The sequence below is a fragment of the Streptomyces sp. NPDC007157 genome, assembly GCF_040634235.1.
Classification (GTDB): domain Bacteria; phylum Actinomycetota; class Actinomycetes; order Streptomycetales; family Streptomycetaceae; genus Streptomyces.
Genome location: NZ_JBEYFE010000001.1, coordinates 335,944 through 356,100 on the forward strand (window position 1 = coordinate 335,944; position 20,157 = coordinate 356,100).

Consider the following 20,157-nt stretch of genomic DNA (forward strand, 5'->3'; position numbering starts at 1 on the left):
CGCTTTGAATTACCCGATGCAAGGCCGCTGTTATTTCCCTCACCATGCCGTTCGGCCGGATTTCAGGGTTCGTTGCCTAGAATTTGGCCCGAACACGACACACGAGGGGAGCGGTGACCGTGCGACGGGACTTCCAGGAGCCTGCCCGATGCCGCCCCGACCTGGTCATCGGTCGGGCGGAGCTGCTCTCGGCCGCGCGTGAACAGCTCGCCTCGGGCGGCAGCGTGCTCCTGCACGGGCCCGCCGGAATAGGGAAATCGACCGTCCTGCGGGCATTGGACGCCGAATACGCCGGCGCCGCCCGCACCGTGTTGCGCTGCTCGGCCACCGAGTCCGAATCCCATCTTCCGTTTCTGGCCCTCGCCGACCTCTTCGGACTGGTCCTCGACGAGGTCGCGCCCCACCTGCCCGGCGCCCAGCGCACCGCCCTGGAGTCGGCGCTCACCGGCCGCGGCGAGTCCACCCTCCAGCGCGACGGCCTCGCCCTGCGCCTCGCGGTGCTGTCGGCGCTACGCGCACTGGCCGCCGAGGGCCCCGTGCTGATCGTCGCCGACGACCTGCAGTGGCTGGATCCGGCCAGCGCCGAACTCCTCGGCTTCGCCGCCCGCCGCCTCGGCGGCATCCCGGTCCAACTGCTGTGCGCGGTCCGCACGGAGGGCCAGGAGTACGACCGTCACCTACGCGCGTCGCCCCCGGACACCGTCGCCGTCCGCCTCGGCCCGCTCACCCGCAGGCAGGTCGCCGACCTCCTCGACCACCGCGGCCACGCGGCGCTGACCCGGGCCGCGGTCCGGGAGATCCACCGCACCAGCGGCGGCAACCCCCTGTTCGCCCTGGAGCTCGGCCGCGCCCTCGCGGAGAACCCCACCCCGCCCCGGCCCGGCGAGCCGCTGCCGGTGCCGACCTCGCTGCGCGCCCTGGTCCTCACCCGCCTGGACATGCTCTCCGTCGAGGCCCGCCGCACCCTCCTGGTGGCCAGCGCCGGCGCCCGGCCCACGCACGCCCTGCTGCACGCGGCCGGCCGGGAGAACGCCGAGGCCGAGTGCGCCCAGGCGGCCGAACTCGGGCTGCTCGCCACCGAGCCGGAGGGCCCGGCCGTCCGCTTCGCGCACCCCCTCATCTCCGCCGCGCTGTACGCCGAGGCCCCCGCGCAGGAGCGCCGGGCCGCGCACGCGGCGCTGTCCACGGCCGCCTCCGACCCGATCGAACGGGCCCGGCATCTGGCCCTGGCCACCACCGGCACCGACCCGGAGGTGGCCGCCCGGCTCGCCGAGGCCGCGGCCCAGGCCCGGGACCGGGGCGCGCCCTCGGTGGCCGCACAGCTCGGACTGCTCGCCGCCCGGCACACCCCCGGCGACAACAGACCGGGCCCGGACGAGCGCCGGCTGCTGGCCGCCGAGGACGCGATCAGCGCCGGCGAGGTCGACCTCGCCCAGGACATCGCCCGCGAGGTGCTCACCCGGGCCACCCGGCCCGCCGACCGGGTGCGGGCCTGGATCCTGGTGATCGACTCCGCCGGCCACACTATGACCGAGGTCGACGCGGCCTTCCCGCACGCCCTCGCCGACGCCGGCGACGACCCGCGGCTGCTCGGCAAGGTCCACTACCAGCTGGCCTGGCGGGCCCTGATCGTGGAGGGCGACTTCACCGAGGCCCGGCAGGCGGCCGCGCACTCCGCCGGCCTGGCCGCGCGCGGCGACGACCGGCGCACCGAGCTGCTCGCGCTGTCCCTGCAGGCCCAGGTCGAGACCCTGATGGGCCATCCGGCCGCACCCGCCACCATCAAGCGCGCGCTGAAGGAGCCGCAGGACCCGAACGTGTCGTGCCATCACAACGGGGCCGGCAGCGCCCGGTTCCGCTGGCTGGTGATGGGCGACCAGCTGGCCGAGGCCCGGGCCACGGTCACCGCGCTGCTGCGCGAGGTCCGCCGGCGCGGCCAGGTGGAGAGCGAGGTGCACTTCCTGCGCGGACTCGCCGAGACCGAACTGCGCTCCGGGCACTGCGGCCGGGCCCTCGACCTGGCCCGCGAGGGTCTGCACCTGGCCCACGACTGCGGGATCGGCGAGACCGCCTCCGCGATGCTCACCTCGCTGGCCGAGGCCTCCGGCGGTGACGTGGACCGGGGTCTCGCGCTGGCCCGGGAGGCGGTGGACCACGCCGAGCAGGACGGCGACACCATGTACCTGTCCCGGGCTCTCGGCGCCCTCGGATACGCCCAGTTGGTGGCAGGCGACCCGGCGGGCACCGTGCGCTCGCTGCGCCGGGTGCGGGAGCTGGAACAGAGCCTCGGCATCACCGACCCGGCGCGCGGCCGCTGGCAGGGCGACCTGGCCGAGGCACTGGTCCGGGTGGGTGAGACGGCCGAGGCACAGGACGTCATCGACGTCACCCGGGCGCACGCGCTCAGGCTCGGCCGGGAGAGTGTTCTCGCCGTACTGGACCGGGCCGAGGCACTCGTCCGGGCGGCGCGCGGCGAGCACGAGGCGGCCGTCGCCCAGCTGACCTCGGCTCAGGACCGGTTCGCCAAACTGGGCTACGGCCTGGAGGAGGCCCGGGCCGCGTTCGCCCTGGCCTCGCTGCGCGAGCGGCGTTCCCCCACGGCGTACGACGAGGCCACCCGGCTGTTCCGGCGGTGCCGGGCGCTGCCGTGGTTGCGCCAGGTGGACGAGGCCGTCTCGACGCCCGAGTCCGAGCCCGAGCCGGCGGTCGGGGCGCCGGTCGAGCCGGCCGCGACCCTGGAGGGACTGGCCGCGATGGAGCGTCAGGTCGCCGCGCTGGTCATGGAGGGCGCCACCAACCGGGAGATCGCGGCCCGGCTGTTCATCAGCGTCAAGACGGTGGAGGCGACGCTCACCCGGGTCTACCGCAAGCTGGGCATCCGATCGCGCGTGGACATAGTCCGTTTGGCGGCAGGGCGGCGCGCGAAGTGAGAGCGCTCCCGGTTAACTGAGGCGGACCGAGGGTTTTCCCTCCCCCATCCCCCTAGGGGGTTCCCTCATTGGGAGGGTGGGGTTCCGGGTTCTAGCTTATGGATGTGCCGCTCGCCCGGGCATACGGGGGTCGGTCCCGCGACCCCCGTGCACCCCCACACCCGCGCGACCCCCCACCGGCAACCCCCACTGAGGAGACTCATGTTCGGGCTCAACCGCGCCAGAAAGACCGCCGCCGTCCTGGCGGCGACGGCTGCCGCCGCAGCGACCGCGCTGATCGCGTCCCCCACCGCGTCAGCCGCCCCCCAGCCGATCGTCGGCGGCACGACGACCACGACCACCGCGTACCCGTTCATGATGCAGATCACGGATGCGTCCGGCAGCCAGTTCTGCGGCGGCACCCTGGTGTCGGCCACCAAGGTGGTGACCGCCGCCCACTGCATGGAGGGCGAGACCACCAGCGGCGTCCGCGTGGTCGGCGGCCGTACGAACCTGAACGGCACCAACGGCACGGTCAGCCGGGTCAGCAAGATCTGGATCAACCCGGACTACACGGACGCCACCAACGGCGACGACGTGTCGGTCCTCACCCTCTCGACGGCGATGTCGTACACCCCGGCGTCGTACGTCAGCTCCTCCCAGACCAGCGTGTACGCGGCCGGCACCACGGCCCGCATCCTCGGCTGGGGCACCACCTCGGAGAACGGCAGCTCCTCCAACCAGCTGCGGACCGCGACCGTCCCGATCGTGTCCGACACCAGCTGCAAGAGCTCCTACGGTTCGGACTTCGTCCAGACCGACATGGTTTGCGCCGGATACACATCCGGCGGCGTAGACACCTGCCAGGGCGACAGCGGCGGTCCCCTGCTCATCGGGGGCGTCCTGGCAGGGATCACTTCCTGGGGAGAGGGGTGCGCGGAGGCCGGTTACCCGGGTGTCTACACCCGGCTGACCACCTTCTCGAACCTGGTGACCACACAGGTCAACTCGTAACCAGAAGACCTCCCGAGCCTCGCTCGGGTGAGTGACCAGGGGGCGTTGCGGGCTACCACGAGCAGCCCGCAACGCCCCCTATCCATGTCCCGGCCCGGCTACTTGTCGGCGGTGAGCCTGCCCGCCGCACCCCAGCTGTCCGCCGGGACCTCGTGGATCCACACCTGCACGGTCTCGGCGGGGATCTTGTAGGCGTCGACAAAGGCGTCCGTGACCCGCTTGACGAGGTCCCGCTTGAGTTCGGTGTCGCGGGGGCCCTGCTGGATGGTGACGATCGGCATCGTTGAACTCCTCCGAGTGCGCTTCCTGTTCGGTGGGTCCACTCCATCGCACGGTGCGTCCGCGGCCAAGAAGCAGATCGCGACCACAGCGATCAGCGTTCGTGATCGTCGCAGGCCAGCAGCAGGGCGTCCAGGTGCGGGGGCGGGGCGACGGCGGACACGGCGAGGCCGGTCGGCAGGGCCAGGCCGGGCGCCCGGAACGGTACGAAGGTCACCCTCGGGCTGTGCAGCACGCGCGCGTGGGACGCGTACACGACCGTCCACAGGGGCCGGGTGCCGATGCTGGCGAGGGTGTCCTGGAGGGAGCCGGTCGACGGTCCGGGCAGCGGCTCGAAACCGGCGTCCCGGCACGCACCGACGACCAGGTCGACCAGGGCCGGGTTGGTGCGGCGCTCGGTGAGCGCGAGGGGCAGCCCGGCCAGTTCGCCGACGTCGATCTCCGGGCGTCCGGCGAGGGGGTGGCCGGCGGGGACGGCGGCCACCAGGGGGTCGGGCCACAGCGGATGGACCCGTACGCCGGGCACCGGCTCCACGGCGCGTACGAACGCGGCGTCCAGCCGCCCGCCCGCGACCCGGGCGAGGCGCTCGGCGACCGGCAGCGAGTGCAGCTCGACGGGCACGTCCGGCGCGTGGCGCGCGAACGCGGCCAGCACCCGGTCCAGGTGCGCGCCGAGCCCCGTGCTGGTGCCGATCCTGAGCCCGGCCGGCGGGGCGACGGCGGCCCGCGCCTTCTCCGCCGCCGCCAGCACCGCCCGCGCCTCGGGCAGCAGCCGCTCCCCCGCGCCGGTGAGCCGGACCCGGCGCGGCGAACGGTCGAACAGCTCGGCGCCCAGCTCCCGCTCCAGCCGCTGTATCTGCATGCTCACCGCGGACTGCACGATGTGCAGCCGGTCGGCGGCCCTCCCGAAGTGCAACTCCTCGGCGACGGCGACGAAGTAGGTGAGCTGCCGCAGTTCCATGGACCCGACTCTAGAGGCCCCGCCTGAACGTGCTCCGAATGAGGGGCGCGGGAGGCGTCACGACGATCGTGCCGAGTTGAGAGATCACCGGGCTACGACGCTCCCGAACCGGATGTCGTACGACGTTGCGGGGTGCAGGGTGGCCAGCATCCGCTCGCCTTCTTCCAGCACGGCGGCCCGCTGGTCCCGGCTCAGCGGCCCGAAGACCTCGATGACCAGGGTGTTGTCCACCGGCTTCCACACGCCCGCGAGAAAGCCGTCGACGAGCAGGGTGCGGTGGGGCTGGTTGCCCTGCCAGAGGCGGCCCCGGTGCTCGGGCGGGATGACCCGGGTGCGGTCGGCGTGCGAGAGGAGGAGGTTGTCGTACTCGGGGAGGAAGCGCGGCGGGGCGGGGGTCTCGGGGTCGGGGCGGGGTGCGTCGGGCAGGTCGAAGAGTTCGACGTCGTGCTCGTCCCGGAAGGCGAGGAGACGGGGCCGGAGCCGTTCGAAGACCTCGCGCAGCCGGGTGAGTCCGGCCCAGGTCTGCATGTCCTTGACGGAGGCCGGGCCGAAGGCGGCGAGATAGCGCAGCACGGTGTCGTCCGGTGCCGGGGCCGGTGCGGCGGGGCGGCCCAGCCAGTGCTCGGCGGTGGTCAGGGCGACCTGCCCGGAGCGGCCCCACAGGCCGCGCGGGGGGACCTGGACGAGGGGCAGGGTGCACCGGGCGGCGACGGCCAGGGACTGCGGGTCGGCGTCGGGCCACTCGACGAGGAGTGCCTGACGCAGCTCGGCCATGGTGCGCGGCTCGGCCTCGACCAGGTCACGGGCGAGGACCGCGAGCCGGTCCAGGTCCACGCCGGTGAGGCCCTTGCGGAAGGCGGTCAGCTCCCGGTCCCGGGCGGGCTGGACGAGCGGGCGCAGGGTGCGGGCGTCGTCGGCGGTGTGGGTGTGGATGGTCGACCGCAGGGTGACGATACGCACGACCTCCCGGTCCGCCATCAGCTGTGAGAGCCGCTCGGGGTCGAAGCCGTCGAGGCGGGCGGCGAGGGCGTGGTAGGGCGGCTTCACGTTCTGTGCCTGGAGACCGACGAGGTGTGCCACGGCGTCCTTGACCGACCGGGGTGAGCGGCGCAGCAGGAACTGGCGGTCGAGGGTGGCACGGTTGAGGGCGCGGGTGCCGAGGAGCGGGCCGGGTGACGTCTTCGCCATGGTGTGCACGCTAACGTCCGTCGCGGACAGATCCTGTCCGCTTCTCTCACCGAATCCCGTCCTTGATTCCCTCCGCCGGGCCTGTATGCCCCGTATATCCTGCTCCAAGACCCACTGATCACGCCTGGCCACGCCCGATCACCACGATCGCACAGGTCACACCGACGCAGTCCCCATCGAGAGGCGGCCGCGATGTCCGAGCGACGCCCCAGCCCGGCCTCGAAGAACTCCGGGAACGGCAGGAACGGCCGGACCACCAGAAGGTCCGTCTGGCGCCGCGCCCTGCCGCCGGACCAGGACACGGCCGAGCTGCCGGAGCCGGGCTCCGCGACGGCGGTGACACCGGGCGAGCCGCTGAGCGTGGTGGAGGCGGCGCTGTACCGGGACGGGGTGCGGGTGTCGACGCCGGCGACTCTCGCACAGACGTACCGCGAACTGCGCGACCAGCCCGCGGGGATGGCGTGGATCGGTCTGGCCCGCCCCACCTCGGACGAACTCCTCTCCCTGGCCGCCGAGTTCGACCTGCACCCGCTCGCGGTCGAGGACGCGATGGAGGCACACCAGCGCCCGAAGCTGGAGCGGTACGGCGACACGCTCTTCGTCGTCCTGCGTGCCGCCCGCTATCTGGACGCGCCGGAGGAGGTCGACTTCGCCGAGTTGCACGTCTTCGTGGGCCCGGACTTCGTGATCACGGTCCGGCATGGCGCGGCACCGGACCTCTCGGCGGTCCGCCACCGCATGGAGGACAGCCCCGACCTGCTCAAACTCGGCCCGGAGGCGGTCCTCTACGCCATACTCGACGCGGTGGTGGACGGCTACGCCCCGGTCGTCGAGGGTGTCCAGAACGACATCGACGAGATCGAGACGGAGGTCTTCCGCGGTGACCCGGAGGTCTCCCGCCGCATCTACGAACTCTCCCGCGAGATGGTCGAGTTCCAGCGCGCCACCCGCCCCCTGGTCGGCATGCTGCACAGCCTGATCGCCGGTTTCGCCAAGTACGACACGGACGAGGAGCTCCAGCGCTACCTCCGCGACGTCGCCGACCACGTCACCCACATCAGCGAACGCGTGGACGGCTTCCGCCAGGCCCTCACGGAGATCCTCACGGTCAACGCGACCCTGGTCACCCAGCAACAGAACGCGGAAATGCGAGCGTTGGCAGAAGCGGGCTTCGAACAGAACGAGGAGATCAAGAAGATCTCGTCGTGGGCGGCGATTCTGTTTGCTCCAACCCTCGTTGGAACTATCTACGGCATGAACTTCTCACACATGCCCGAGCTGCATTGGGGGTTCGGATACCCCTTCGCGATCGGCTTGATGGGGGTTGTATGCGCCAGTTTGTACGTGATTTTCAAGCGACGGGACTGGCTTTAGGGATGAGCATCCACCCACGCGGAGCTTCCGCTGTTTGCTCTCGCACCTGGAAAAATTGGGGCACGAACGGGCTCTGGGGAGTGCGTGGGGAGAAGTGATGTGGATGATCTCCTCGCCCTCACGAGATCATGCCTCTGACCTGGCCTTTTGAGCGCCTGTCAACGCTGGGGAGAATCCGGGGAGAATCGAATGCCGTTACCCGCCTCCGCCAGGCACAACGAACCCGCCGTGTCTCGCCGTTCCCCGGTTTCCGCCGCGCCGACCTCCCCTGCGGCACGTGACGGGGAGTCACCGAACGAGTGGCAGGAACCGACTGTGGAGCGGCATCGAGCATGTGGGCGAGGGGACTCCGGTGGCCGGACGCGTGAGCGGCGGGCCGGGGCACAGCCGCACCCGCATCGAGGTGACCGACACCGCTCCACGGTCGGTGCTCGCCCTCCTGCCCGCCACGGCGGCGGAGGAGTCGGGGCGCGGCCTGACCGTCATCGACGCGCTGTCCGATCGCTGGGGCGTGGACCGGTCTCCGGACCGCAAGACGGTCTGGTGCGAACTGCGTGCTTAGGAGGTCGGGGACCCCTGCTTGACGGACTGCTGCCGCTCCGCCGTCGTGGACCCGGTCCCGGGGTCGTCTCCCGTGACATTGAAGGTCGCGAGACTCCACCGTGCCGCCGAGGAGCCGATGTCTAGGTAGATGGGGAGGGTCTGGTCCCCGACCTTCGCGGTCAGCCGGAAACCGAGAGCGCTCTGGGCACTCAGATAGGCGCCGTACTGAGCCACCCCGACGTGCTGCCTGCCGTCACCGCCCGTCCCGTCGAAACCCTTGCAGCCCTGGGCCGCGGTCGCCAGGTCGGCCATGACCTTGACGGCTCCCCCGCCCGCGTACGAGGCCAGCCGTACCCGCACCATGACCCCGGACCGGTCCTCCGCCACAGCGCTGCGCTCCACCGAGGCCACCGGCTTGACCGCCCCGGTCTCGCTCAACGCGTCGGCAACGGGCTGACAGGCGGCCTTGTCGGCCACCATCCGCGCCCCACCGACAGGCCCGGACGCCGACTTCGGAACAGCCACCTTCCACCCGGCCACATCTCCATCGGCGATGACCGCGCTATCCAACTGCGCGCGTGTCAACGCCGCCAGCTTTGCACCAGACCCCCGTCCGCAGCAGCCGTCGTACCACTCGCCTTCGCGGAAGGCCCGGCCACCTTGGAGGAGGAACCCTGCCCTCCGCATCCTGCAGCCAACAACACCGAGCCAGCCACTACCCCAGCCCGGACGTCGGTTCATCCGACCCCGGCCTGTCACCTTCGATGGATCCTCCCCGGACGCACCCTGTCGTGGTATTCCCCGTGTGGGAGCAGGGGCTCGGTCACTGAGCGCCTGGTGCTCGGTCATCCCGGCTTCCGCCAGCTCCAGCAGCGGCTTCGCTACGCCGCCTAGCTGCGACAGGCGACGTCTCCAGTTGTCGTGGGTCAGGAAGCCACGGCGGTGGCACCACCACAGCAGCCCACCCACGGCCCGCCGTCGCGGCCAGCGGGTTGTTCGCGGCGAGGACCGCCAGGCGGTGAACGCCGGCACCGAACAACTGGAACGCAATGTCGATGAGTACCAGCGCGTTCGCGGCGGTGGCCTCCAGGCCGGCCATGCGCAGCACGCTCTCGGCAACGGGGATCCAGTCGATGACGGCGAACCCGAAGCGGGAGAAGACGCTGTCCTTGGAGACGATGACGCATGGCCCCAGGAACTCCGCGAGCGCCATCGTGGGCGCGTCATCCGGATCGCCCCGCAACTTCCGCGGCATCGTGGGGTCGACCCGCAGAATGTGCCAGGTCTGCGGAGCCAGGTGGTCTCGGATCTCCAGATCGACCACCCGAAGAGCGGGCAGGATCTGCTGATCGAGCACGCGGCGTGCCTGGCGTTCCGGCGCCTCGAGGTCGGCGGCCACTTTGGCCAGGTGTTCGTCGATTTCACCGGGGACGTGCGCGGCGATGTATGGGGTGGCGCGGCCGGTGACTGCCAGTGCGGTAACCCGGTCCTGCCGATCGGCGTGCTTGGCCAGGGCGCAGGCCTCGACCAGCAGCGCGTTGGTGTCGAGGACGTGTCGGTCCTCCAGTTCCTCCTGGAGCTCTCCGACCGCCAGGCCGCCGAGGCCGTCCGCTGCCGGATCGACTTCAAATACGCCTTGGGCCTGGAGCTGGACGACCCCGGCTTCCACCACAGTGTTCTGACGGACTTTCGTGAGCGCCTGGCCGAGGACGGCCGGGCGGACAAGCTCCTTGACCTCGTACTGGAACGGATCAAAGCCGCCGGACTGGTCGGGGAACGAGGACGGCAGCGGACCGACTCCACCCACATCCTGAGCGCCGTCCGAGACCTGACGCGCCTTGAGATGGTCACCGAAGCTATGCGGGCTGCCCTGGAGGAAATCGCACGTCAGGCACCACAGGAGCTGGTCGGGCTGGTGACGGACGAGTGGGGCGAGCGCTACGGACGGGCGGCCCGGTTCGGCCGGACCCCGACCCGGCCGAAGACACGCATCAAGAACACCGGGGGCGACGTCTACCTCCTGCTGCGCTACGTCCGCACCTACCTACGTGTTCTATGGCAGGGGCCGCAGGTCCAGGCACTGCGACAGATCTTTCTCCAGAACTACTGGGTCGACGAGCGAGCACGAGTCCAGTGGCGTGAACCCGACGAGGCCGGCCTACCGCCCTCGTCCACCGCGATCGTCTCGCCCTACGACCTGACCGCCCGCTACTCCCGCCGCAACGACACCCGCTGGAAGGGATTCCTCGCCCACGTCACGGAGACCTGCGACGACGAAATGGTGAACATCATCACGGACGTGACCACCACCCCGGCCACGCTCTACGACATCAGGGCCCTGCCCGCCATCCACGACCGGCTGGCCCGGCGAGACCTCCTGCCCGACGAGCCCTGGTCGACGGCGGCTACACCTCGATCGTCCAGCAGGACCATGCCACCCGCGGGCATGGCATCACGCTGGTGGGACCGGGCCGGAAGAAACGCACCCGCCAGTCACGCCAGGGCAACGTGTTCGACCGTGACTCCTTCACCATCGACTGGGAACGACAGCAGGTCGTCTGCCCACAGGGCAAGCCGAGCCGGGAATGGTCGACACCGCTCTCGATCACCCCCTACGTCCGGGTCAAGTTCGCCAAGGAAGACTGCGGCCAGTGCCCGGTCAGGCCCAGCTGCACGCGCAGCGACCGACGCCAGCTGAACTTCCTGCCCCAGCAGCTCTACGAACGGCAGGCTGCCGCCCGAGCCGCCCAGCAGACCACTGGCTGGAAGGCGAACTACGCGATACGCGCCGGCATCGAGAGCACCGTCAACGAGTTCGTCAACGGCCACGGCATGCGACAAGCCCGCTACCGCAGCCAGACCAAGACCCACGTCCAGCACGTCCTGACCGCCATCGCCGTCAACATCGAGCGCGTCAACACGGAACTGACTGCACCAACGGGTGAACGCCAACCTCGAACACCCACCGCCCTCCAGAACTTCCTGGACCGGCAAGACATCCCACGGCCAACCGCATGGCGCACCACAGGCAAATCCTGACGGTCAGGATTGCGCGGTCCGGAACGCCAGATACCGGCCGAAGACTTCATGGCTGTCGGGAGTGAAGCGCCACTCCAGTAGGGCCGACCGCAGCTCCGGCTCCGTCAGCCAGCCATGCCACGCGACCTCATCGGGATCGGGGACCACGGCATCCGGCACCACGGCTTCGTGCACGCCGAGCCAGTGAGGGCTCACACCGCTGCGGTTGATGAACGTGAACAGCAAGCGCGGCAGCGCACGGACGCCCAACTCTTCGGCCAACTCCCGCGCGGCGGCCTGCTCATAGGACTCGCCGACATTTGCGGCGCCACCGACCTCGACCTCATAGAGCCCGGGGAAGCGCGACACCTGCTCCGACCGCCGGTGGACGAGGAATCGGCCACCCTCATCACGACACACCGTCACGGCGACCCGATGCAGCCAACCTTCCCGGATGGCCTTCCGACGGCTGGCCACCCCCAGCACACGATCTTGACCGTCGACATGCTCCACCAGTTCATCCACGACGCACACCCTCACATAGGCCACCGACAACGCCACTTCCCGGCGACTCGTGGAGGGCATCCGAGAACACCTGCACTGGGGGGCAGACGCAGATGACGAAAATTGTCGTCCGAGTACGACACCCATCTTGCTCAGGCTCAACCAAGATCCCCGACAGCGTCACCCACTCAGTGCTGAACGACCCTTCCACGCGGCCGAGGAGCAGCACCGCCAGCCCCTCCGTGTCGCATCGTTGGATCTTGGTGAACCCGTCGGTGAGCGCAGCGAGTTCGTCTTCGTCCAAGGCGACGTGGCGGCGCTCTTGGGGCGTGTGATCAGCGGTCGGGGTGATGACGGCGCCTTCACCCGGGGCCTGGACCGGGACATCGACGCTGTGATCGCCGGGCTCACGCTTCCGTACAGCAACGGCCCCACCGAGGGCGTCAACACCAAGACCAAACGGATCGCGCGCCAGATGCACGGACGAGCAGGCTTCACCCTGCTCCGGCACCGCATCCTCCTCGGATAACAGCACGCTCCGTCACCACCGAATGCGAGACAGGGCCGTTAGATTTACACTCCCCCACCCGGTTGGTTGAGCGCCACCGCCATTGCCGTCCTCGCCAGGGTGGTGACACGAAAGGTCTTCCACGAATCGGCCGTGGCCGTTGCGAAGAGACGTCGCATCCCGGTCGTTGTTCCACACGTAGCTGTGGCGGTCCTGGTACACGTCGGCAACACGATCCCGCCCCACACTCGTGCGGATACGGATCGTGGACCTGCCGTCCAGGCAAGCTGTAAACAGGAATACCCCGGCCAGGAGAGCACCTTGTCAGTTATTCCGGCTCATCCGACTTCGCATGCACCAGAATATCGGTAGCCTTCCGCACGGCCCGAATGAGCTCCTCCTTCTCCCTGACAATCTTTGAAGCTTTCCCTCCAGTTAGCCGGAACACCTTCTCGTACTCCACCCAGGATTCATACACACCCCGGACCGCCTCTGCCGTAACTCGACCCACCACAAACTGCCGCTGCAGCGGCAGGGGGGGATCATGGCGCCCCATCCACAGCTCGATCTGAACTTTCGCCGAAACGAAACTTGCAATAGCTTCAATTACATCGTTTCCGATCATATTGCTGCCCATCATCTGAACAGCAAGATTGATCGCTACTGAAGCCGTTGGAACTCGGAGCTCTTCTGGAGCCTCCCAATGGGGAGGCTGACCCCTGAGCGCCCCCCAACCTTCCGATGCCACAGCTAGAGCCTCCTTTGCGGATACGAGGAGTTCAGCAGCCACCCCGCAATGTTCTGCGAATCATTGGCAGGTATATCTACCCCTCCAGCTTTGAGTATCCTCGCACAATACGTGACGCAGTTATTCGTGTCGACGTCATGCGGTCCCAGATTCACGTCTTCCATGGCATATTGTGCCAGTTGCGCATTCCTGGCTTCGGGAAGGGGTACCCGGACAACGGTGGTGCCGGGCGAGTGGGGCTTGGAACGCACACCAGGAACAGAATCCGAGCCAGGCCGCGAACCCGCTTCGGTGTGCATCGTCGTATCACCATGCGTCACGGAAATCGACGCATGCCCCTCGACATCGTCGAAATAGACATCCGCATAGCCTTCGTTACAGTTGTGAACGAGGACCGGAATCTTCCCAGCGAGCACATAATACGTGTGCAGAGTGCCGATCGTGAGGTCGTATGTCGTTTCGTTCTGGTGGAAGTTGTGGACCTGGGTCACCGTGACGGTGGTGCCGTCCGTGGTGCGGAGCTTGGTGCCCGGGGTGAGGTCGCGGGCGTCCGTCCAGCGATGGTGAGTGGTGTCCCAGAAGGGGTGGTGCCAGGTGGTGGTGAGGGTCTGCTTCGCAGACGCAGTGCCGGCCCGCTTCCCGTACGGGGGCCCTCGGGTTGGGGACACGGCCAGGGTGAGGGTGGTGAAGTCCTTGTCCGTCGTCGTAACGATGACCCGCTGGACCCTCTCCGGTGCCGTGACACCCGTCTGCGGATCGGTGGCCAGGACGGTGTCGCCGGCTTTCACCTTGCTGATCGGTTTTGATGTGCCGTCGGCCAGGCTTACACCGGTGCCGGCCGTGAAGCTGTGCACCGCCGCGCCGCATCCTACGGCGACGTCCTCACCGGCTCCCTCTGCTCCCACCACGAAGCGTTCCGCTTCCAGTGCGTCGTCGGCGACCTTGGCGGCTTCCTCGGTGTCCTTCACGGCGGTGTAGGCGCGGTCCAGGGCGCGCCAGATCTTGAGGGCTTCGACTCCGACCTTGATGGCCTTGAAGACCTTGCCCCAGGGCACGAAGGTCAGGGCTGTGCTGATGCAGCCCATGACGTCGCCCTTGGTGAAGCAGTTGTAGGCATCGGTCACTCCCAGGACGTCCGCGACCAGACTGAGCAATCTGTGCTTGAACCCCGACGCCTGTTTCTTGGCTGCGGCAGCCGCCGCGTCCGCGGTGGCTTTCTGTCGCTCCAGGGCCTGCTCCTCGGCCTGGGCGTTGGCGGTGCTGTTACTGATGTCGGCCTGGTACTTCTTCGCGTACGACTTGGTGTTGGTCGGCGTGCTGCCCGAGCCCGGGTAGTCGTGCAGAGCCGGCGAGTTGGGGTTCTTGTCAGTGGGAGTGCGGTTCAGACACGACGGGCAGTTGCGAGTGGGGCAGTCGATGTCCGCGCAGCCGCCGGAAGGGTCCGAGCTGGTGACCGGGGTGTCGTCAGCGTAGTCGTAGGCGTTCCAGCTCTGTGGGGAGCCGGGGTCCATGAGGGGGTCGGGGCTCAGGAAGCGGCCGATGGTGGGGTCGTACTCGCGGGCGCCGAGGTTGGTCAGGCCGGTGTTGTCGTCCTGGGTACCGTCGACGTAGCCGCGCTGTCCGACCCAGGTGCCGCTCTGGTCGCGGGCCTCGCCGAAGGGCTTGTACTGGCGGCGGGTGACCTGTTGGGTCTGGGAGTCGATCTGCAGAGCGCCGGTGCCCTGGCGGTCGGGGATCAGGTAGGTGAACTTGCCGTCGGAGGAGTGGGTGGCCACGGTCTGGCCGGCGATGGAGATGTAGCGCACGCCGTCGGCAGTGGTGGCGCCGGTCTTGAGGGTGATCTCCTCGTCGCCCGTGTAAAGGGTGGTGGCGTCGGGGCTGTGCCGGAGCAGCAGGCTGCCGTCGGCGTCGTAGAGGTACTTCGTGTCGCCTGCGGAGCCCGTCGAGGACAGTTCCGACAGGCTGCCCTCGTCGTTGTAGGTGAAGGTGTCGGTGCCGGCGCGGGTGGTGCGGGTGTGGACGTTGCCGTCCTGGTCGTAGGCGTAGGCGTTGGTGGTGTCGGCCGTCGGGTCGCCGGGGACCACCTTGTCCACCGTCGATACCGCGTGGGCCGGGCCCTCGCCCGCCTTGAAGGGCGTGTACGAGGACGTGACGTCGTGGGAGGTGTCGCCGCTGATGTCGTGGTCCATCTGGACGGAGCGGGCGCCTGTGCTGTCGTAGGACCATGACTGCCAGTACGGCGACGGGCCGCCGACGGTCGTGGAGGCTCCGGATGCGGGGGTGGCCGAGCAGGCGTCGGTGGCCGTCCACGCGTCCTTCAGGCGTTGTGCCCAGTCGTAGTCGAAGCACTGGGTGTCGGTCGAGCCGGTCTCCAGTTTGTCGGTGATCTTCGTGACGTTGCCGGAGGGCTGGTAGGTGTAGCTGGTCTTGTCGGCGATCGCGGCACCAGACTTGGTGACGGTGGTGGAGTCCGACAGGCGGTGGGTCTGGTCGTCGTAGGTGAGGGTCTGCTGCGCGAAGTTGCCGGAGGTGCCGTAGGTGAACTGCTGGGGCTCGTCGAACTCGGTATAGGTCAGGCCGCTGACGTAGGCCCAGCCGTTCGTGTCACCTCCCACGCCGATGGGGCGGTCGAAGGCGTCGTAGGTGTAGGAGACCGTCTCCTGCGGCAGTTTGATGGCCGTGGGGTCCTGGTCGGTGTAGCTGGCCAGGGTTCCGGTCAGGTTGTACTTGTTCTGGTGGATGTAGTTGCCGGCCAGGCTTCCTTCCGCTGCGGGGAGCGTCAGCTGTGTGGCCTGTGCCCAGCCGTGGCTGTCATAACCGAGAACCTTGCTGGTGTAGGCGGACCCGCCGGTGCCGCCGACGTAACGGGTCGACGCGGTCGGCTTGCCCTTCTTCAGGGTGTCGTACGTCCAGGCGGCCAGCTCGTTCGACGTCGACTGCGCGACGCCGCCGGTGGTGTCGTACTCGGCCGTCTTGCGGCCCATCTCGTCGTACGTGTAGCTGATGTTCTTGCCGCGGTTGTCGGTCGTGGACAGCAGTTGCCCTGCGTTGTCGTACGTGGAGTGGGAGGTACCGGTGTCGGGGTCGGTCTGGGAGGTGCGGCGGCCCAGGAGGTCGTAACGACTGGACCAGGTGTGGCCCTGGCCGTCGTCCTCGCCGGTCTGGTGGCCCGCCGCGTCGTAGGAGTAGGTGACGGTGTCGGCAGCACCGGTGGCGGTGGTGCCGTGGTAGCGCAGCAGCTTGGCCAGCTGGCCGCGGGCATCTGTGTACGTGGTGGTGGGGGTTGCCCCGAAGGGTGCGGCTCCCGCGGAGGGGGTGACGTCGACGCGGTCGGAGCCGGGGTAGGCGGTGGTGGTGCGCCAGGTCTCGGAGGCGAAGTGGTAGGCGATCGAGGCCGTGGCGCGGCCGGCGCCGTCGTAGACCGTGGCGGTCTGGGACGGAGTCTTGTTGTCAGGCGCGTCGACGAGCGTGCCGGTGGGGGCCCCGCTGTTGTAGTACGGGTCGGAGGAGCTGACCGCCCAGCCATGGGAGTCGTAGACCGTGTCGGTGATCGTCTGGCCGCCGTCGACGGTCGCCGTCTGCGTCTCGCGCGGCCGCAGCATCGCGTCGTAGATCGAGATGGACGTGACGTAGGCGTTCTTGTCGGTGAGGGTTTGAGTGGTGACCGTCGACGGCACCGACGGTGAGAGGTTGTAGCTGTACTTGACGTTGGGGTTGTTGTCGGTGGGGAAGCCCGGGTTCCATACCTGGGTCAGGCGGCCCAGCGGGTCGTAGGTGCTGGTGGTGGAGTAGCCGGCGGCGTCCGTGGTCTTCAGGTCGAGGCCGCGGGCCGGGTCCAGTGTCGTCGTGGTGGCGAACCCGGCGGTCTGACCGGTGACCTTCGGCTGGGTGACCTTGATGGTGGTCGGGGAGGCACCGGTCGTGGGTGTGTAGACGGTGGTCGTGACGTGGCTGTCCGCGTCCGTCTCGGTGAGTTCGCGGCCGTAGGAGTCGTAGGTGTTCTTCAGGGCCGTGACGTAGTGCGGGGTGCCGTCGGCGGCGACGGAGTCGGCCTTCTGGACCATCGTGACATCGCCCTGGGTGGGCGTGGCGGTGTTGCTGGTGGAGCCGTCGAAGAAGGTGAGGTCGTCGCTGAGCAGGTCGTCCGGGTACTTCGGGGTGGTCGAGCAGGAGACGGCGACCTCCTGGACCCGGCGCGGGATCGGCAGAGAGTTTCCGGAGGAGTCCGCCGCGTACCAGGTACGGGTGCACTTGTCGTCGGAGGCGGTCGAGGTGTCGCCGAGGTCGTCCACGGCCTTAGGAAGACCGCTGGCTGCGTCGATCGTGTAGTCGATCTCGGTGGTGCGCTTGGTGCCGTCCGCCTTGGTGGTGACGGTACGAGCCCGCTGGATGTTCGTACGGCGCGCGACCAGCGGGTCCAGGCCCGCCTTCGTACGGGCCTGGGTGGCCGTCGCCGGCGAACTCCACGGGTCGGTGACGCCGTCGGACAGGAGTGCGCCGCCGTCGCCGTTGAACGACTGCGTCTCGAAGGTCTGGCCTGCCAGCCAGTCGGAGTCCTTCTGCGGGTCGTCGCCCGCGTCGTCGTTGAGTGGGACGTTCCGGGTGCCGGTGGATGTCTTGTCGCCGTCCATGCCGCGGAAGTACGTCTCCCGGGACAGCGTGACTTTCTCCGGGGACGTGCCGGTGCGGGTCTCGACCGTGCCGTAACCGCGCCACTGGTTCCAGGTACGGTACTTGGCCTGGGTCAGCGGGTCGTCGTTGTAGTGCCAGGCCGGATCGCCGATGTATTTGTACGACGTCTGGACGGGCAGCCCGCCGCCGGTGGGGTCCTGTGTCGTCACGGAGTTGACCAGGAACTTGTTGAACCAGTCCAGCTGCGGGGATGTCTGGCCCGGCGGGGTCCAGTACTGCGGATAGCAGCGGTAGGTGTTGTTGTCCTCGCTGGACGGGAGTACCACCGTTCCGGTGCGGTGGCATTGGGGCGCGGTGTAGTTGACGGTGATCACTTCACCGGACTCGGTGGTGACCGTGGTCATCCGGTAGCGGGTGATGGGCTGGTAGCCGTCCAGGCCGTCCACGCGGTTGGCCAGTGCCTGACCGACGAACTTCACCGGCGGCAGGTCCAGGCTTCCGCCGTCCTTGCCGGTGCGCACGATCTGGCTCAGCCAGAGCGACGGCGTGGCGGTGTCGCCGGTCGGCGGGAAGGTGTGGGTCAGGGTCCAGGCGTCGACGTTCTGGTAGGCGCTACCGACCAGCACCTGGGTGCGGATGCCGGTGAGGCGCTGGGTGGTGAAGTACGACGGACCGTGGTTGTTGCAGGTGCCCGACGAGGTGCAGACCTGGTCGACGGGGACGTCGGGCCAGTGCGTGGCGTTTGCTGTGGTCATCTTCGAAGAGGCGCAGTCGAAGCCCGAGTCGGGCAGGCAGCGTTCTGAGGTGTCGAAGAAGACCTGGGCCGCCGCTTGGGCGGTGGTGTCGTAGACCTTGCCCGCCAACTGCCCGTACTGGATCTTGGCGAGGTAGCCGCCGCGGGCGTAGGCGGTCGGCGTGGTGGAGTTGTCCCGGCCGTAGTAGCCGGTCTCCTGCGTGTACCAGTAGCTGATGGCGTTGCCGTGCGGGTCGACGGTGTAGTCGAGGTTCCAGCGGTAGCCCTGCTGGCACCAGGAGTCGGCGAAAGTGGACGCGTGGCAGGGTTCGCCCGTGTCGTTGCCGTAGACGGGCGTGGTGAACACCGAGTTGGTGGTCGCGTTGCCCGTGGTCCAGCCGGGCAGCCGGTTCTTGCCGAAGTAGTACTGCGTACCGTCGGTGGTGGTGACGACGAAGTATTCGTTGTCGTTGTCGCCATTGACGGTGTCGGTCTTGACCTCGATTTTCTCGCCGTTGTCGCCCTGCGGATGCCAGGTACCCGTCTTGTCGTCGTGGACCAGCGTGTTGGACGCACCGTTCAGCGACAACGTGAGTGAGTCGACGTCGTCGGACCAGCACTCGTCGGAAGTCTTCGGGGTGCCGTTCGCAGCGTCGTCGGAGCAGGAGGCGTAGCTGCGCTCGACGAAGCCGGGCGAGTAGTCCCAGCCGTCGCCGATCCAGGAGGACTGGGCGTTGGTCGAGGAGGTGCGCCCGTCCACGCTCTGAGAGCTGTATCCCAGGGACACGCTCGGTACCAGGCTGCCGGGCACGTCCGGCACAGAGATCGGGTACGAGTAGCTGAAGGCGCCGGCCGAACCGCCCGCCGTCCACTGACCGGAGGCAGCCAAGGACGTGGCCGCGTAGGTGCCGCCTCCACCCGAGGCACCAGCCACGGCCGCGAGCACCATCGGAGAGGTGGCCGCATTTCGCCCGGCCGTCGCGTTCTTGGCTGAGGGGAGGGTGACATCGGCGGAGACTGTGCTGCTCTTGGCGTCGTTGCTGCTGGCCAGGGGAGCCTCGGTGCGGCATGCGGCCTTGGAGGGAGTGGTGAGCGCACACGCAGGAAGCTGCACGAGGCGGAGTCGGCCGGCCCAGTCGCCTCCGTAGGCGTTCCGGAAGGCCGCGTAGTCCAGGCCGAGCCGAGCGGTACCCGAAGCCGTCGCGTCATCCGGCTGGACCGTGAACACCACGCCGCGGACGCCGAGCTTCTGTGCCGTGGCCTGGCCGGGCAGTCGGACGTGCACCTTCGTACCTGCGGCGACGCGATGGCCGTGCCTGGCGGCGGCCACGGTGACTGGCAGCTTCGCCGCGTGCACGGCGTCCTTGGCAGGCACAGTCGCAACGGCCGTCGCGGCCGCGGGCCAGGTCCGGTGCGCCTGAGCAGTGCTCCAGCGCCCCATCGTCTGCCTCTTGACCGGCTTGCCCTTGACGGGCGTGACCGGGACGGAAGGTTCTTTCTTTGCAGTGACGAGGTAGTCGGGGCTCTTCGTGTCGGCCAGAGCAGATTGCGGCGCGAGAAAACCCGTCAGCAGGCCGAGAGCTGTGACCGCGATCACCCATAGAGCGGGCATGCGCTGTAACCGCATGGTCTTGCCGTATATCCGCCACAGCGCATGACGACGCACCACGGACCCCCCAATTCAACGCGACCGACGACGGATTATTTGATCAGGTCGCCATCCAAATCCACAGGACCTTCACAGTA

At 68.8% G+C, this 20,157-nt stretch carries 12 protein-coding genes and 2 pseudogenes; 7 read left to right on the plus strand and 7 right to left on the minus strand.

Translation table 11 applies throughout. The features are described 5' to 3' along the window. Positions 1 to 113 precede the first annotated feature (113 nt). Together ABZ642_RS01505 and ABZ642_RS01510 are read left to right on the plus strand one after the other, a co-directional pair. Positions 114 to 2,930: an AAA family ATPase gene (locus tag ABZ642_RS01505; RefSeq protein ID WP_360475254.1), complete on the plus strand. Its 2,817-nt coding sequence runs from the start codon at positions 114 to 116 to the stop codon at positions 2,928 to 2,930. 201 nt (positions 2,931 to 3,131) lie between these two features. Then, entirely contained in the window at positions 3,132 to 3,923 is a 792-nt protein-coding gene (locus ABZ642_RS01510) for a serine protease (protein WP_360475257.1), read from the plus strand. 98 nt (positions 3,924 to 4,021) lie between these two features. On the opposite strand, the gene dmpI is transcribed toward ABZ642_RS01510, so the two are convergent. The 3 genes from dmpI to ABZ642_RS01525 form a co-directional block, all read right to left on the minus strand. Then, complete coding sequence (gene dmpI, locus ABZ642_RS01515) at positions 4,022 to 4,204, minus strand: 4-oxalocrotonate tautomerase DmpI (protein ID WP_360475260.1); 183 nt, start codon at positions 4,202 to 4,204, stop codon at positions 4,022 to 4,024. 92 nt (positions 4,205 to 4,296) lie between these two features. Beyond that, positions 4,297 to 5,163, minus strand: coding sequence for a LysR family transcriptional regulator (locus tag ABZ642_RS01520; RefSeq protein ID WP_360475263.1), 867 nt, complete (start codon positions 5,161 to 5,163; stop codon positions 4,297 to 4,299). Between the two features lie 84 nt (positions 5,164 to 5,247). Beyond that, positions 5,248 to 6,351 (minus strand): winged helix DNA-binding domain-containing protein, encoded by a 1,104-nt coding sequence (locus tag ABZ642_RS01525; RefSeq protein ID WP_360475266.1) that lies wholly within the window; start codon positions 6,349 to 6,351, stop codon positions 5,248 to 5,250. 192 nt (positions 6,352 to 6,543) lie between these two features. Here ABZ642_RS01525 and ABZ642_RS01530 point away from each other — a divergent pair, with 192 nt between their 5' ends. Continuing rightward, complete coding sequence (locus ABZ642_RS01530; RefSeq protein ID WP_360475269.1) at positions 6,544 to 7,725, plus strand: magnesium and cobalt transport protein CorA; 1,182 nt, start codon at positions 6,544 to 6,546, stop codon at positions 7,723 to 7,725. 352 nt (positions 7,726 to 8,077) lie between these two features. Further along, positions 8,078 to 8,287 (plus strand): ATP-binding protein, encoded by a 210-nt coding sequence (locus ABZ642_RS01535; RefSeq protein ID WP_360475272.1) that lies wholly within the window; start codon positions 8,078 to 8,080, stop codon positions 8,285 to 8,287. Here the strand turns inward: ABZ642_RS01535 and ABZ642_RS01540 are convergent. Then, positions 8,284 to 8,748, minus strand: a complete 465-nt coding sequence (locus ABZ642_RS01540; RefSeq protein WP_360475275.1) for a hypothetical protein — start codon at positions 8,746 to 8,748, stop codon at positions 8,284 to 8,286. The two genes, ABZ642_RS01535 and ABZ642_RS01540, sit on opposite strands and share 4 nt — an antisense overlap. A 73-nt stretch (positions 8,749 to 8,821) precedes the next feature. Here ABZ642_RS01540 and ABZ642_RS01545 point away from each other — a divergent pair. Together ABZ642_RS01545 and ABZ642_RS01550 are read left to right on the plus strand one after the other, a co-directional pair. Beyond that, positions 8,822 to 9,943: pseudogene (locus ABZ642_RS01545) on the plus strand (transposase); the annotation flags it as partial. Positions 9,944 to 10,728: 785 nt separating this feature from the next. Beyond that, the gene (locus ABZ642_RS01550) at positions 10,729 to 11,307 is read left to right on the plus strand and encodes a transposase (protein WP_360475278.1); all 579 of its coding nucleotides are present in this window, start codon (positions 10,729 to 10,731) and stop codon (positions 11,305 to 11,307) included. 3 nt (positions 11,308 to 11,310) lie between these two features. Here the strand turns inward: ABZ642_RS01550 and ABZ642_RS01555 are convergent, their stop codons facing one another. Then, complete coding sequence (locus tag ABZ642_RS01555) at positions 11,311 to 11,871, minus strand: NUDIX domain-containing protein (RefSeq protein ID WP_360475281.1); 561 nt, start codon at positions 11,869 to 11,871, stop codon at positions 11,311 to 11,313. Between the two features lie 310 nt (positions 11,872 to 12,181). Here ABZ642_RS01555 and ABZ642_RS01560 point away from each other — a divergent pair. Beyond that, positions 12,182 to 12,319: pseudogene (locus tag ABZ642_RS01560) on the plus strand (ISL3 family transposase); the annotation flags it as partial. 307 nt (positions 12,320 to 12,626) lie between these two features. Here the strand turns inward: ABZ642_RS01560 and ABZ642_RS01565 are convergent. Beyond that, positions 12,627 to 13,046: a hypothetical protein gene (locus tag ABZ642_RS01565; RefSeq protein ID WP_360475284.1), complete on the minus strand. Its 420-nt coding sequence runs from the start codon at positions 13,044 to 13,046 to the stop codon at positions 12,627 to 12,629. A 2-nt stretch (positions 13,047 to 13,048) separates the two neighbouring features. After that, positions 13,049 to 19,786, minus strand: a complete 6,738-nt coding sequence (locus ABZ642_RS01570) for an RHS repeat-associated core domain-containing protein (RefSeq protein WP_360475287.1) — start codon at positions 19,784 to 19,786, stop codon at positions 13,049 to 13,051. Between the last annotated feature and the right edge of the window lie 371 nt (positions 19,787 to 20,157).

What these genes read in the sequence shown, in the direction of transcription:
- ABZ642_RS01510 (WP_360475257.1), top strand. Translation starts at nt 3,132, where the DNA reads ATGTTCGGGCTCAACCGCGCCAGAAAGACCGCCGCCGTCCTGGCGGCG.
- dmpI (WP_360475260.1), bottom strand. Translation starts at nt 4,204, where the DNA reads ATGCCGATCGTCACCATCCAGCAGGGCCCCCGCGACACCGAACTCAAG.
- ABZ642_RS01520 (WP_360475263.1), bottom strand. Translation starts at nt 5,163, where the DNA reads ATGGAACTGCGGCAGCTCACCTACTTCGTCGCCGTCGCCGAGGAGTTG.
- ABZ642_RS01525 (WP_360475266.1), bottom strand. Translation starts at nt 6,351, where the DNA reads ATGGCGAAGACGTCACCCGGCCCGCTCCTCGGCACCCGCGCCCTCAAC.
- ABZ642_RS01530 (WP_360475269.1), top strand. Translation starts at nt 6,544, where the DNA reads ATGTCCGAGCGACGCCCCAGCCCGGCCTCGAAGAACTCCGGGAACGGC.
- ABZ642_RS01540 (WP_360475275.1), bottom strand. Translation starts at nt 8,748, where the DNA reads ATGGTGGCCGACAAGGCCGCCTGTCAGCCCGTTGCCGACGCGTTGAGC.
- ABZ642_RS01555 (WP_360475281.1), bottom strand. Translation starts at nt 11,871, where the DNA reads ATGCCCTCCACGAGTCGCCGGGAAGTGGCGTTGTCGGTGGCCTATGTG.